Genomic DNA, 13,055 nt, shown 5'->3' with positions numbered 1-13,055 from the left:
GCGCGTCGTGGGATCGAATGTGGTGATACCTCGCGGAAAATCAAGGGGGTGAATGACGTAAAGCGCAAAGCAAAGGGGCCGGCCAGCCCGATGGCTTGCCGACCCCTCTATTCATTCCGTCACGCGGTAGGAAAGCGTTTTAGGCCCGAAGGGCCGCAAGGCCGACCGGTCGCCCGCAGCGATGCGGCCTTAGGGCCACATGAGCGAGGAAGCGAAGCCGCGGAGGCGGCTTCGCCCCATCAAATCACGCCCCTTCGACCTCGGAAAGGTCGACCTTGAGGCCCGGGCCCATCGACGAGGTCAGCGAGACCTTGCGGACATACTTGCCCTTGGCGCCCGCCGGCTTGGCCTTCACCACCGCCTCGGTCAGCGCCTTGAAGTTGGCCTTCAGCGCGTCATCGGAGAAGCTCAGCTTGCCGATGCCGGAGTGGATGATGCCCTGCTTTTCCACGCGGAATTCGACCTGGCCGGCCTTGGCGTCGGTCACGGCTTGGGCCACGTTCGGGGTCACGGTGCCAAGCTTGGGGTTCGGCATCAGGCCCTTGGGGCCGAGCACCTTGCCGAGACGGCCGACCACGCCCATCATGTCGGGCGAGGCGATCACGCGGTCGTAATCGAGGTTGCCGGCCATCATGTCTTCCATGAGGTCTTCCGCGCCGACCTTGTCGGCACCGGCGGCCAGCGCCTTTTCGGCGTTGTCGCCGCGGGCGAACACCGCAACCTTCACATCCTTGCCGGTGCCCGAGGGCAGCGACACCATGCCGCGCACCATCTGGTCGGCGTGACGCGGATCGACGCCGAGGTTCATGGCGACTTCCACGGTCTCGTCGAACTTGCCCTTAAACTGGCGCAGCGTGGCCAGGGCTTCTTCAACCGAATAGAGCTTTTCGCGATCCAGCGCGGCCAGCACCTTTGCCTTCTTCGTCAACTTAGCCATCGGATCAGCCCTCCACCACTTCAAGGCCCATCGAACGGGCGGAGCCCTCGATGATGCGCATCGCCATCTCGACGTCGTTGGCGTTGAGATCGGCCATCTTGGCTTCCGCGATCTCGCGGATCTGGCTCTGGGTCACCTTGCCCGCGACGACCTTGCCCGGCTCCTTCGAGCCCGACGACAGCTTGGCCGCCTTCTTGAGGAAGTAGGACGCCGGCGGGGTCTTGGTGATGAAGGTGAACGAGCGATCCGCATAGACCGTGATCACGGTCGGGATCGGCATGCCCTTGTCCATTTCCTGCGTGGCGGCGTTGAACGCCTTGCAGAATTCCATGATGTTCACGCCGCGCTGACCCAGCGCCGGGCCGATCGGCGGCGAGGGCGTGGCAGAGCCCGCGGGCACCTGCAGCTTGATATAGCCTTCGATTTTCTTGGCCATGAGGCCGTACTCCTATCGCACTGTTGCCGTGCTGCTTCCAGCAAGGCTCATGTTAAGCGGTCCAGCGCCCCGGCCTTGTGCATGGCCCGGGCTCCCGCACGGAATCACCCGCCCGAGGGCAAGCGAAGGCGCGCGGTTAGGGGCATCCGGCGCAAAAAGCAACCCGCTGCGCCCGCCGCCCGATCCCGCTTGACAAACTTGACACCCTGTCAAGTAATTCCATCTCAGGCAATATCATGATATAAAACAATAAAACCGCACGTCCCGCCACTTGACGGACAGGGGGAGCGGGGCCTTGTCATGCGCTTCGCAGATCCAACGGCCTAGGAAGCCGAGCAGCACGTTGGGAAAGAGCGGACGCCGAGGGTAGCGGCTGGCAGGCGTGTAGGAAATGTCCGCAATCGCTCACGCTACGCCGAAAGCGGATATTCGGCTTACGACCCCGAAGCGGACGCTCAATCGGCCACCTCGATCAGCTGGATCAAATTGCCGCACGTATCGTCGAAAGTGGCAAATCTGGTGCCTCCGGCCTCCGTCGGCGGGGTTCGGAATTCAACGCCGAGCGCTGCAAGGCGTTCATATTCGGCTGCAAGGTTTGGAACGCTGAATTGCGTCCAGGGAATGCCATCCTTGTGAAGCGAGTCTTGCAACGAACGGGCGGCCGGATACACGTTTGGCTCGAGAGCAAGTTCGACGCCGTCTTCTTCTTCCGGCGATACGAGCGTAAGCCACCTGTGTTCGCCAAATTCGATATTGTGCTTAGTCTTGAAACCAAGGACGTCGGTGTAGAATTTGTGAGCTTTGGCCTGGTCGGCAACCATCACGCTCTTGATGTGCATCTTCATAATTTGTCTCCCGAGTGTGAACGACGTTGACAGCGAACGCGAAAATCAACCCTGCTACCGATCCGGATACCCGCCGACATGACGCATCAAATGAACTTACGTGAGCGCTGGCTCCCAGAGCTGAATGCCGTTGCCTTCGGGGTCGGTCAGGGTTGCAAATTTCCCGTGCGGGTATGTTTCGAGCTCGCTCACCGCCACCCCTGCAGCCTTCAACTGACCGATCATCCTGGCGAGATTTCCGACACGGAAATTGATCATCCAATGCTTGCCGCTAGGTATCATGGTGTTACCGACAGGGAAGGGATCAAACACCGTAAATCCTGCTTCTTGCTGCCAGGGTGCACCACCGGAAAACTGTGGCGCAAGGTCGATACCGAGGTGATCACGATACCAGTTTCGCAAGCCTTGCGGATCGTTAGCAACGAAAAAGAACCCCCCAATTCCTGAGACCTTCTCTTTCGCTGGTTCGGCTGACGATACAGCCTCGGTTGAGGTCAATGCCGCTGCAAGTGGAATAAAGGCCGCCTTGGCCGAAAAATCCCGCCTGCTCACAGATCGAAACAATGCCTTCCAATTCATCCGCGGGACTCTTTTTCGTGCAACTATCGAGGCACAAAATCAGCAACCTTCGCAAGCGCTTGATGACCATCCGAGCCTCAATTAGATGAACTTATTACTGAGAGCTCCGGAATACCCATAACATGCAGGGCGCGTTTTGTCTGCTTCCCGCCCGGGTGCAATCATCATCGGGCTCTAGCCGCGATCCCGAAAGCGGTATGGCTGTTTTCAGCAAAAGCAGACGTTGAGCATGATCATCCCGAATGGCTTGGTCTGGGTCGGCAGCCCTCACTGCTCAGATCCGGCCGCGAACGGCTGACTTGCCCCGCTTCTGGAAAGTACCTGCCATTCAGGAAGCGACCCCATACCACCCCTTACCGTCACCCCAGCGAAAGCTGGGGCCAAGGGCGGCAAGCGCGGCACTTTGAGGCCCTAGGTCCCAGCTTTCGCTGGGATGACGAAGGCGGCAGCAATCCACCCAGAACAGTCATAACGGATCTGGAAGGCCGTCCCCGACTCGCGGGCGTCGCAGGCCCTTGGTGCGGCTGGTGAGGTGATAGTGATGGCACAGCGCGCACTTGTAGGTGCGCAAGGAAATCCCGCCCGCCAGCGCCGCCGCGTCCGCCGCCTCCCGCGAGGCAAAGCGGCGCTTCTTCTGACAGATGCCGGGCCGGGTTTTCAAAAGCTGCCTTCAAAGCCGCGGTCGTCGCGCCGGATCGGCCTCGCTAGAGGCCGCAAGGCCGACCGGCCGCCCGCAGGCGCCCGGAGCGAAGCGGAGGAATAGCGCCGAGGACGCCCGCGCGGAGGCGCGGGCGAAAGACTCATTTCGCCAGTTCGACCTGCTCGAAGTCCAGTTCGACCGGCGTCGCGCGGCCGAAGATCGACACGCTGACCTTGACCTTGGCCTTGTCGAAATCGAGCTCTTCCACCACGCCGTTGAAGCTGGCGAAGGGGCCGTCCAGAACCTTGACCGAATCGCCGATCTCGTAATCGACGCTGATATCGCGCTTGGGCGCGGCCTTGGCTTCTTCCACCCCGCCGAAATAGCGCGCGGCCTCGCGCTCGGAAATCGGCTGCGGCTTGTTGCCCGAACCGAGGAAGCCAGTCACCTTCGGGGTGTTCTTGACGAGGTGATAGATATCATCGGTCATGTTCAGCTTGGCGAGCACGTAGCCGGGCATGAACTTGCGCTCGACCTGCACCTTCTTGCCGCGCTTCACCTCGGTCACGGTCTCGGTCGGGACCTGCACTTCCTCGACCCCTTCGCTGAGGCCAAGCCGTTCGGCCTCCGAAATGATCGCGTCGCGCACCTTGTTCTCGAAACCCGAATAAGCGTGAATGATGTACCAGCGAGCCATGGGAAATCCTTGGAAAAGTCGTCTGACAGGCAGAGCGTGAAATACGTGTGCCGGGCCTTGTTACAACAGGCCGATCGCGCCGCGCACGAGCGCCCCGAAGGCGCTGTCGATGCCGAGGAAGAACAGCGACAGGATCACCATGAAGATGAACACAAAAATCGCGGTGCGGACCGTTTCCTCGCGGCTCGGCCACACGATCTTGCCGGTTTCCGTGCGCACCTGGCCGACGAATTCCGCGACCGAAGTCTTGCGCTTCTTTTCTTCTGCGACTTGTTTCTGTTCGGCCATGATAGCCCGTGTCCTTCGCGTATAGCCCGTGTCTTTCCCGATCGGCTTTCAGGTAGGGGGCCGCGCCGCCCGGGACAAGGTCGCCGGAGGGGCCTTCATGATTGCCGATGTCGGAAAGACGGCTGCGTCCTTACGCGGGCCTCGCGGCAATTGCAAGATGATGCAGGCCTGCATCATGCCCGGGCCGCCTTGCGGAAAATCGCGCAGGCGGGGCTAGGCAAGGCCACACGTCGCCTCTAGCGTGCGCGCCCGAAACAACAGGGTCGTAAAAGACCGCATTATTCGGGGATCACATCACATGGCAGCAGGCAGCACGATGACGCTGGGGGAACGGCTGGTCGCGCCGGTCACCAATGTCTCGGACTTCATCTGGGCAGGCACCTGGAACGGGGTCGAGTTGCTGCCTTTCCCGCCGATGACGATCGTGCTGCTGGGCATTGGCCTGTGGGTGATGGTGGGCCTCAAATTCTATCCCATCGTCAAGCTGGGCAGCGCCTTTGCCGGTCTCTTCGCGAGCCGCAAGGGCTCCGGTGCGGGCGAGATCTCGCCCTTTGCCGCGCTCTCGACCGCGTTGTCCGGGCAGGTCGGAACCGGCAATCTTGCAGGTGTCGCCACCGCGATCGCGCTGGGCGGGCCGGGCGCTGTGTTCTGGATGTGGATCACCGCGCTGTTCGGCATGGCGCTCGCCTTTGCCGAGGGCAGCCTCGCGATCCGCTACCGCGAGCGCACATCGGACGGCAGCTATCGCGGCGGGCCGATGAGCTACATCATGCTGGGACTGGGGCCGAAATGGACCTGGCTGGCGGTGGTATTCTGCCTCGGCACACTGTTTTCCGCCTTGGTCACGGGCAATTCGATCCAGGCCAATGCGGTGGCCGACGGGCTCAAGGAACTGTTCGGCATCGACGAGGCAATCGGCGGGGCGATCATCGCGGTGCTGGTTTTCATCGTCATCATCGGCGGGATCAAGTCGATCGGCAGCTTCGCGGAAAAGGTCATCCCGCTGATGGCCGGTGCCTATGTCGTGATGGCTGTGACGGCGCTGGCGCTGAATGCCGGCGACCTGCCCGAAACCTTCGCCCTGATCATGGGCGGCGCGTTCAATCCGCAGGCGGCGAGCGGCGGCTTTGCCGGGGCGGCGATCATTATAGCCATTCGCGCAGGCGTGGCCCGCGGGCTGTTCTCGAACGAGGCGGGACAAGGCTCGACCGCGATTGCCCATGCCGTGGCGCAGACCGACGATCCCGAACAGCAGGGCCGCATGGCGATGATGGGCACCTTCATCGATACCATCGTGATCTGCACCATGACCGCGCTCGTGATCCTCACCGTGCGCGGCGATTTCACCGCTGGGGGCGAGGCAGTGCTGCACGCCTGGCAATCCGACCGGGTCGGGTTCGAGATGACCAGCGGCGCCTTTGCCGCCGCCTTCCCGTTCGAACTGGCCGGAATCGCGCTCGGCACGCTGGTAGCGAGCATCGCGCTGATCCTGTTCGTGTTCACCACCCTTTTGACCTGGAGCTATTACGGCGAGCGGGCGATCACCTTCCTCTACGACCGCATCCCCGGCTCCTCGCGTCAGGGGGAGAAGACGCTGCACATCATCTGGCGGGTGCTGTGGTGCGTCGTGATCTGGCTCGCCGCAGCGCAGCCTTCCGAGCTGGTATGGCGGCTGGGCGACATCTCCAACGCGGCGATGGCGCTACCCAACCTGGTCGCGCTGGTGCTGTTGTCGGGCGTGGTGTTCGCCCTGGCCCGCGGCGAGCGCACGGCGGGCAAGGACTTCCACGCCGATACGCCCGAAGAGCCCGAGGAATACTGATCAAGCGACAAACCGGAGCGCGGTGACGGCGGCATGACCGCCGCACGCGCGGCCGTGCGCCGTGATCGAACACCTGAAGAGCGGGAAAATCGCGGCGCGCAAGAGCTGCGGAAATACCGGCGCTTGGCAGGGGTGACAGGATTCGAACCCGTGGCCCTCGGTTTTGGAGACCGATGCTCTACCAGCTGAGCTACACCCCTGCAGCGCGTTGGAAGGCGCCCTTTATCGAAGGGGCGGGGGATAGGCAATCCTATTTCCCGTCTGTATTGTGCAGTGCAAGATGCACGCCCCTCTGCGCCCTCCCATTCCGGTCGAGACCCTGCTGCTGGCCTATCGCAGCGGGATCTTCCCGATGGCCGACCGGCGCGAAGATACCGAAGTGTTCTGGGTCGAGCCGCGCGAGCGAGCAATCCTGCCGCTCGATGGGCTGCATGTGTCCAAGTCCTTGCGCAAGGTGCTGCGCGCCGACCGCTTCACCGTCACGCTCGACCGCGCTTTCGAACAGGTCATCCGCGCCTGCGCCGAGCCGCGCCCCGATCATCCCGAGACCTGGATCAGCGAACGCATCGTGCAGAGCTATATCGGCCTGCACCGCGCGGGCCATGCCCATTCTGTGGAGTGCTGGCAGGCGGGCGCCGATGGTGCGCCGGAGCTGGTCGGCGGGCTCTACGGCGTCAGTTTCGACCGGGTGTTCTGCGGCGAGAGCATGTTCTCCTGCGTGCCCAATGCCAGCAAGGTCGCGCTGGCATGGCTGGTGGCGATCCTGCGCGAGGCCGGTTTCGCACTGCTCGACTGCCAGTTCATGACCGAACATCTCAGGAGCATGGGCGCTATCGAGCTGCCGCAGCGCGACTATCGCCGCAAGGTCGAGCAGGCCCATGGCCGCCCGCTCGCCAGCCTTGGCACGGCGTGGCGGCGCTTCAGCGAAGGCAGCGGTTATGGTGCGGGTGACGGGGGCGTTGACGGAGACCGAACGGAACGGGCGTCTTCGCCCGGCCAGCGCATCGTGCAGTCCTTGACCCAGACATCATAGACCGGGTGCTCGACCACGTTGAGGCTGGGCGATTCGCGGAAAAGCCAGCCGGAAAAGACGCGGGTGTGCGCCTGCGACCCGCGTTCGCGGATATCGACCTGCACGAAGGCGCCCGTTTCCTGCGGCAATTCCCATGGCGCGGTGCGTTCGCAGGCCGAAAGGCGGATGATCACCGGACCGACCTCGGCGCTCTCGCCCGGCTTCAGCGTAATGTCTTCCGAGACGTTGTTGCGCTTGTTGAGCAGGCCGAGTGTCGCCACCCGCTCGTCCATGGGCGTGGCACCATTGTCGCCGGCACTGTCCGGCGCGGAAGAGGCAGCAGCAGCCGGTGCGGGCTGATCGAGCGGCACGTCAGCCGTTTCCGGCTCGGCCGCGTTATCGCAGGCCGCAAGCAAAAGCAGCAGCGCCGCGGGAAGGCAGGGACGCCGCACCGCGCGCCTCAGCTGTCCGCGCCGCCGGGCGTCCACGCCTCGTAATCGCCGACAGCCCGGGCGCGCTTGCCGCCCCGCTCGAGCGCGCCTTGCGGGAAATAGGCCTGCGCCGTGCCGGTGGCATTGGGGGTGTAATCGGCTTCCCACACCTTGGGTGGCGGCAGATGGCTTTCGGGCACATCGTCATAGGTGCCATGCAGCCAGCCGTGCCATTCGGCCGGCACGCGGCTGGCATCATTGGCACCATTGTAGATCACCCAGCGTTTTTCGCGCTGCGTGTAGGAGCCGGTATTGACCCCGCCCTTGGCCGTGGCACGGTAATACTTGTTGCCTGCCGCATCGGTGCCGACATGCTCGCCGCCCACACGGCTCGCCCACAGGTGGGTGCCGATGGTGGCGCCGTCCCACCAGGTGAAGATCTTTGCTAGGATACCCATGGACGCGCGCCTAGCCGAATTGCTCCCGAGCGCCAAGGAGGAAGATTAGCGCGGCAGGGCGTAGATCACCCTGTCGCCGGGCACGATCCCCAATTCCCGGGCCCTGCCCGCGCGCAGTTCCAGCACCGCGCTGGCCGGGCCGACAGAGCTGACCGGATCGAGTGAATAGGGCACGGTATCGGCAGCGATGTTGAGGATCCGCCCGTCCGGCCCAACGAAGATGATGTCGAGCGAGAGCGGCGTGTTCTTCATCCAGAAGCTGCGCGGTTCCGGCGCTTCGGAGGGAAACAGCATACCCTCGAAATCGCCGAGTTCGGTGCGGAACATCAATCCGCGCGTCTGGGCCGCAGGGCTCGCGGCGAGTTCGACCCGGAAGGCAATGGTATTGTCGCCGCGCACGACAGCAAGATCGATCACCTCCAGCCCCGAAACCGGATGGCGTGTTTCCCCGGCAGCCGCGGCCGGAGCCTGCGCGCGCGCTGTCGCGCCCTCTCCGGGAGAACACGCCGCCAGCAGCGCGAGGCCTGCCACCATCCAGAATTTCACCATGATCCCTCGAATCCCTCCTGATCGGCGACCTCGTCAAGCCATGCTTCCAGTTCAGCCTCCCCCGGACAATCGAGGAGGAAGCGGACATGATCGTAATCGTGGCCTGCCCGCAGCATTGCTGCAACGGCTTTTTCGCGGGCCTTGTGCACGGCGAGCGGATCACCTTCCTCGGCAGCGGCGCGTCGATAGGGACCGAACCCCCGCTTCTTCGCCATCAGTACCGCCGCGCGGCGCTGCGCCGCCTCGTCGGGCGCCGTATCCGCGCGGATAGTCTCGTCCACGCCCGCCGCCCACAAGGCCTGCTCGACCCGCCTTGCACCATAGCCGCGGCCAGCCAGATCGCGCGTGCGCATCCGCGCATAGGCGGCATCATCGACATAGCCGAGTTCCACCAGCCGCCCGACCAGCGCCGGAATATCGATCTGCATGCTGCGACCATCGCCGTCCTCGGCCACACCGCGCTCCTTCAGCTTGCGCGCAAGATAGGCTTCCAGCCGTGCTCCGGTGCTGGCGTAACGGGCGGCATAGGACAGGGCGAGATCGCGCAGCGCCACCTCGTCAAGCGGCGGCCTGGCCCGCTTGCGCCCGCCCCTTTCACTACCGCGGGATGACGAATTCGCTTTACCTGAAACCATTTCGCCTTATTCGTGCCACTTTCCTTACCGATGCGGAAAACCGGACAAGGCCGGACTATGCCCGGTGCAACGGGGTTATGCCAGAGCGCAACAGGAGACATCCTCGAAAAGCGCCGCAACTTACGGGTATCGCTAGATAATATGACCGACGCCGCTTTGACGCCGACGCCGAATGATTGCAACCTGCCGCGGGTACGTGCGCAATTTGCAACCTTCAACGAAGCGATCGATTACGCCGCGCGCAGCCGCAAGGGGCTCAACTTCCACGACATGCGCGGGGAATTGGCGCGGGTCTATCCCTATTCCGAAATGCGCGAGGATGCCCTCGTCATGGCGCGCCGCCTGACCGCGGCGGGCATCGGCAAGGAAGACCGCGTCGCGCTGATCGCGGAAACCGGGGCGGAATTCGCCGCGCTGTTCTGCGCCTGCGTCTATGCCGGGGCATGGCCGGTCCCGCTTCCGCTGCCCACCAGCTTCGGCGGCAAGGAAAGCTTTATCGATCAGCTGGCAGTGCAGCTGATTAGCTCGGATCCGAAGATCCTGCTCTATCCCGAGGAAATCGCCGAAATGGCCTCGACTGCGGCCGCCCGTCAGGGCTGCGCGGCCGAAAGCTGGCAGGATTTCGCCCAGCGTCCCGCACCCGAATGCGAACTGCCGCAGGCCAACCCCGACGACATCTGCTACCTGCAATATTCCTCAGGTTCCACGCGCTTCCCGACCGGGGTGGCGGTGACCCACAAGGCGCTGCTGCACAATCTCTACGGTCATGCCGAAACCATGAATCTCGGCGAGAATGATCGCTGCGTCAGCTGGCTGCCATGGTATCACGACATGGGCCTCGTCGGCTGCCTGCTCTCGCTGATCGCCAACCAGGTCTCGGGCGATTACCTGAAGCCCGATGCCTTCGCGCGGCGCCCGCTGGCGTGGCTCGACATGATCAGCCGCAACCCGGGCAACACGCTGTCCTATTCGCCGACCTTCGGCTACGACATCTGTGCGCGCCGCATTTCCAGCCAGAGCAGTGTCGCCGAACGCTTCGACCTCTCCCGCTGGCGGATCGCGGGCAACGGCGCGGACATGATCCGCCCCGACGTGATGCAGAACTTCGTCAATGCCTTTGCCGAAGCGGGCTTCAAGGCCTCCAGCTTCACGCCCTCCTACGGCCTTGCCGAAGCGGTGCTGGCGGTGACGGTGATGCCGCCGGGCGAAGGCATCCGCGTCGAACTGGTCGAGGAGGAGCGCCTGTCGGGCGCCCCGCGCGATCTTTCGCGTCCGGCGCGTTACCGCGCGATCGTCAATTGCGGCAAGGCCCTGCCCGACATGGAGGTGGCCATCCGCAGCGAGGACGGTTCGCCGCGCGGCGATCACCAGATCGGCAAGGTATGGTGCCGCGGCCCGAGCGTGATGCATTCCTATTTCCGCAACCCCGAAGCCACGGCAGATTGCCTCGCGGACGGTTGGCTCGACACCGGGGACATGGGCTACACGGCCGATGGCTACCTGTTCATCGTCGGCCGCGCCAAGGACATGATCATCATCAACGGCAAGAACCACTGGCCGCAGGATATCGAATGGGCGGTCGAGCAGCTTCCGGGCTTCAACCACGGTGATATCGCCGCCTTCGCGATCGAGATGGAGAACGGCGAGGAAGCCCCTGCGGTGCTGGTCCATTGCAAGGTTTCCGACCCCGAGGAGCGCGTGCGCCTGCGCGACCAGATCGCCGACAAGGTGCGTTCGGTCACCGGCATGAGCTGCATCGTCGAACTGGTACCGCCGCGCACCCTGCCGCGCACGTCCTCGGGCAAGCTGTCGCGCGCCAAGGCCAAGAAGCTCTACCTCGCGGGCGAGATCGTGCCGATCGCGCTGGCAGCCTAGCTGCCTACTCCTCTTCCTCGGCCCACGCGACCCTGACCGGCCCTGTATCCGGTCGGACAACCACCTCGGCTCCGCGCGCGCGGAGCAGTTCGGCGGCCTTCTCGCATTCCTCCGGGTCGCCGGTGAGCACTACACCGCGGTTCTTGCGCTGCGATGCCCAGGCGATAACCGCCAGCGCCTCCCGGCCTTCCGCGGTCGGCGCGCCTTCCTCGGCAAAGCGGACTTCCGCGGGCAAGGCCCCCATGGGCGGGATCAGCTCGATCGTCCAGTCAGGCTCGGTCACGGCAATCCGCGCTTCGAGCGTGCGGTAGACTCCCAACGGCGCACCCTCGATCCGCTTGGCCCGCACCAGTGCGCGGCGGCGGTTACGATCGATCAGCACGTCGGTCTCGGGCACTCCGGCCGCAAGCGAGAGCCGGTTGACCAGCGCCTGCTCGCGGGCGGCTGCGGCGGCCTGTTCCTGTGCGCGCGTGGCGGAAAGCTGTGCCCGCTGGGCCGCACCCGCACCAGTCTCGATCTGGGTCTGGGTCAGCGTCAGCGTCACCTTGCGCCCGAGCTGGCGTTGCAGGGCGCGGGCGATGTCGGCCTCGGCATCGGGCCGGATGACGGGGGTGAACATGATTGCACTCACGCCCAGTGGATCGGACGCGAAATCGATCTCCAGCGCATCAAGCTGCGCGGGGCGTTCGAACCGGTCGCGGATCGCATCGCGCACGATCCGCTGGGCATTGGTCTCCCATGCGATCTGCTGGAGCGAATAGCCGAGCGGGATGGCGAGCGCGACGAACACCGCCACCACCGCGAAATTCTGTGCCTTGGTCTGCCCCTTGGTCAGGGTGCTGCGGAAACCGTAGAGCTTGGCCATCGCGAAGGCTGTGAGCGCGATGGTCAGCAGGTTGGTGACGAACAGTAGCAGCGCGCCGGAAAAGACCGTCCAGTTGAACGTCGCCAGCCCGAAGCCGACCACCGCGAGCGGCGGCATCAAGGCTGTCGCGATGGCAACACCCACGATCGTGCCCTCGCGCCCGCGGATCAGCGCATAGGCACCGGCAAGCGCGGAAAACAGCGCCACGAACAGGTCGAACAGGTTCGGCCGGGTTCGCGCCGCAATCTCGCTGGTAATGGTCTGGATCGGCGACGGAAACACCAGCGCCGCACACAACAGAACTGCCAGCACGCTGCCGACCAGCAGCGTGCGCCCGGCCTGCTTGAGCCAGTCCCAGTCGCCGATGGCCAGCGCAAAGCCCAGCCCGATGATCGGGCCCATCAATGGAGAGAGCAGCATCGCCCCGATCACCACCGCCGGCGAGCCGAGCAGCAGGCCCAGCACCGCAATACCGGCGCTCATCGCGGTCATGAAGAGGTAGCGCTCGGACAGCGCGCAATCATCGCGCCGCCGCTCGATCACCTCGGCCTGGTCGATCTGGCCAATGACCTGCTCCGCCCACCAGTCGCGCACCGTAACCAGCGCTGCACGCAAGGACGCGCGCGCAGGCGATGCCGCCGCCTGCGAAGAACCATGCGAGGTGGTGCCTGAGGCCGCCTCATCCTTCGGCGGATCCTCATCCTCCTCCATGCTGGGCTTTGCGAGCTCGACATCTTCGGCGCCGATATCGGCTCCCGGTTCGGGGGTAGTATCGGACCCGGGCTTGTCGTTCATCGAATGGCCTTTGCGTCATGTCACGAAGGGCTTCTCCTAAACGCGCAAGTCGGGAATGCCAAACCTGCTGCCATTGATCGCAACAGCAATGGACGCGGGACGCCGTTCCGGAGTAGCGTGCAGGTGCAAACTTGAAAGGCGTGTTTTAGATTACTAATACAGTGGGGATCGCCTCGCGCTCTGGCGCCGGG

15 protein-coding genes and 1 tRNA gene are annotated in these 13,055 nt (G+C 64.2%); 3 read left to right on the top strand and 13 right to left on the bottom strand.

From position 1 onward, the window contains the following. Positions 1–244: 244 nt before the first annotated feature. From rplA to secE, 7 genes are all read right to left on the bottom strand, one after another. On the bottom strand, positions 245–937 hold the full coding sequence (gene rplA / locus I603_RS11165; protein ID WP_068865080.1) for a 50S ribosomal protein L1: 693 nt from the start codon (positions 935–937) through the stop codon (positions 245–247). Between the two features lie 4 nt (positions 938–941). After that, positions 942–1,373, bottom strand: coding sequence for a 50S ribosomal protein L11 (gene rplK / locus I603_RS11160; protein WP_068865077.1), 432 nt, complete (start codon positions 1,371–1,373; stop codon positions 942–944). 455 nt (positions 1,374–1,828) lie between these two features. After that, complete coding sequence (locus I603_RS11155) at positions 1,829–2,218, bottom strand: VOC family protein (RefSeq protein ID WP_068865075.1); 390 nt, start codon at positions 2,216–2,218, stop codon at positions 1,829–1,831. Between the two features lie 96 nt (positions 2,219–2,314). Further along, a complete protein-coding gene (locus I603_RS11150; RefSeq protein ID WP_158093649.1) occupies positions 2,315–2,797 on the bottom strand; it encodes a VOC family protein in 483 nt (160 codons plus the stop codon). A gap of 466 nt (positions 2,798–3,263) precedes the next feature. After that, positions 3,264–3,458 (bottom strand): hypothetical protein, encoded by a 195-nt coding sequence (locus tag I603_RS14305; protein ID WP_084440069.1) that lies wholly within the window; start codon positions 3,456–3,458, stop codon positions 3,264–3,266. A gap of 139 nt (positions 3,459–3,597) precedes the next feature. Next, the gene (gene nusG, locus I603_RS11145; RefSeq protein ID WP_068865074.1) at positions 3,598–4,134 is read right to left on the bottom strand and encodes a transcription termination/antitermination protein NusG; all 537 of its coding nucleotides are present in this window, start codon (positions 4,132–4,134) and stop codon (positions 3,598–3,600) included. A gap of 60 nt (positions 4,135–4,194) precedes the next feature. Next, on the bottom strand, positions 4,195–4,422 hold the full coding sequence (secE, locus tag I603_RS11140) for a preprotein translocase subunit SecE (RefSeq protein WP_068865073.1): 228 nt from the start codon (positions 4,420–4,422) through the stop codon (positions 4,195–4,197). A 298-nt stretch (positions 4,423–4,720) separates the two neighbouring features. Between secE and I603_RS11135 the strand changes: the two genes are divergently transcribed. Continuing rightward, positions 4,721–6,244 (top strand): alanine/glycine:cation symporter family protein, encoded by a 1,524-nt coding sequence (locus tag I603_RS11135; RefSeq protein ID WP_068865072.1) that lies wholly within the window; start codon positions 4,721–4,723, stop codon positions 6,242–6,244. A gap of 124 nt (positions 6,245–6,368) precedes the next feature. Here I603_RS11135 and I603_RS11130 read toward each other — a convergent pair. Next, positions 6,369–6,444: transfer RNA gene (locus tag I603_RS11130), tRNA-Trp, on the bottom strand. Between the two features lie 80 nt (positions 6,445–6,524). Between I603_RS11130 and aat the strand changes: the two genes are divergently transcribed. After that, positions 6,525–7,277: a leucyl/phenylalanyl-tRNA--protein transferase gene (gene aat, locus I603_RS11125; protein ID WP_084440068.1), complete on the top strand. Its 753-nt coding sequence runs from the start codon at positions 6,525–6,527 to the stop codon at positions 7,275–7,277. Here aat and I603_RS11120 read toward each other — a convergent pair. Genes I603_RS11120 through I603_RS11105 form a run of 4 tightly spaced genes read right to left on the bottom strand, consistent with a single transcriptional unit; the run spans position 7,181 to position 9,248 of the window. Next, positions 7,181–7,708 (bottom strand): DUF2155 domain-containing protein, encoded by a 528-nt coding sequence (locus I603_RS11120; protein ID WP_232305360.1) that lies wholly within the window; start codon positions 7,706–7,708, stop codon positions 7,181–7,183. The genes aat and I603_RS11120 overlap by 97 nt on opposite strands. Before the next feature lie 8 nt (positions 7,709–7,716). Beyond that, entirely contained in the window at positions 7,717–8,145 is a 429-nt protein-coding gene (locus I603_RS11115; protein WP_068865069.1) for an NADH:ubiquinone oxidoreductase subunit NDUFA12, read from the bottom strand. Positions 8,146–8,190: 45 nt separating this feature from the next. After that, positions 8,191–8,694 carry a DUF192 domain-containing protein gene (locus I603_RS11110; RefSeq protein ID WP_232305359.1) on the bottom strand — a complete coding sequence of 168 codons (504 nt, stop codon included), beginning with the start codon at positions 8,692–8,694 and terminating at the stop codon, positions 8,191–8,193. Continuing rightward, positions 8,688–9,248: a regulatory protein RecX gene (locus I603_RS11105; RefSeq protein WP_232305358.1), complete on the bottom strand. Its 561-nt coding sequence runs from the start codon at positions 9,246–9,248 to the stop codon at positions 8,688–8,690. Before I603_RS11105 ends, I603_RS11110 begins: the two co-directional genes overlap by 7 nt. 222 nt (positions 9,249–9,470) lie before the next feature. On the opposite strand from I603_RS11105, the gene I603_RS11100 reads away from it, so the two are divergent. Further along, complete coding sequence (locus tag I603_RS11100; protein WP_068865064.1) at positions 9,471–11,204, top strand: fatty acyl-AMP ligase; 1,734 nt, start codon at positions 9,471–9,473, stop codon at positions 11,202–11,204. A 4-nt stretch (positions 11,205–11,208) separates the two neighbouring features. Here the strand turns inward: I603_RS11100 and I603_RS11095 are convergent, their stop codons facing one another. Beyond that, positions 11,209–12,864 carry a TIGR00341 family protein gene (locus tag I603_RS11095; RefSeq protein ID WP_068865062.1) on the bottom strand — a complete coding sequence of 552 codons (1,656 nt, stop codon included), beginning with the start codon at positions 12,862–12,864 and terminating at the stop codon, positions 11,209–11,211. Between the last annotated feature and the right edge of the window lie 191 nt (positions 12,865–13,055).

This window comes from Erythrobacter dokdonensis DSW-74 (genome assembly GCF_001677335.1).
Taxonomy (GTDB): domain Bacteria; phylum Pseudomonadota; class Alphaproteobacteria; order Sphingomonadales; family Sphingomonadaceae; genus Erythrobacter; species Erythrobacter dokdonensis.
This window is presented reverse-complemented; position numbering and strand designations above follow the sequence as displayed.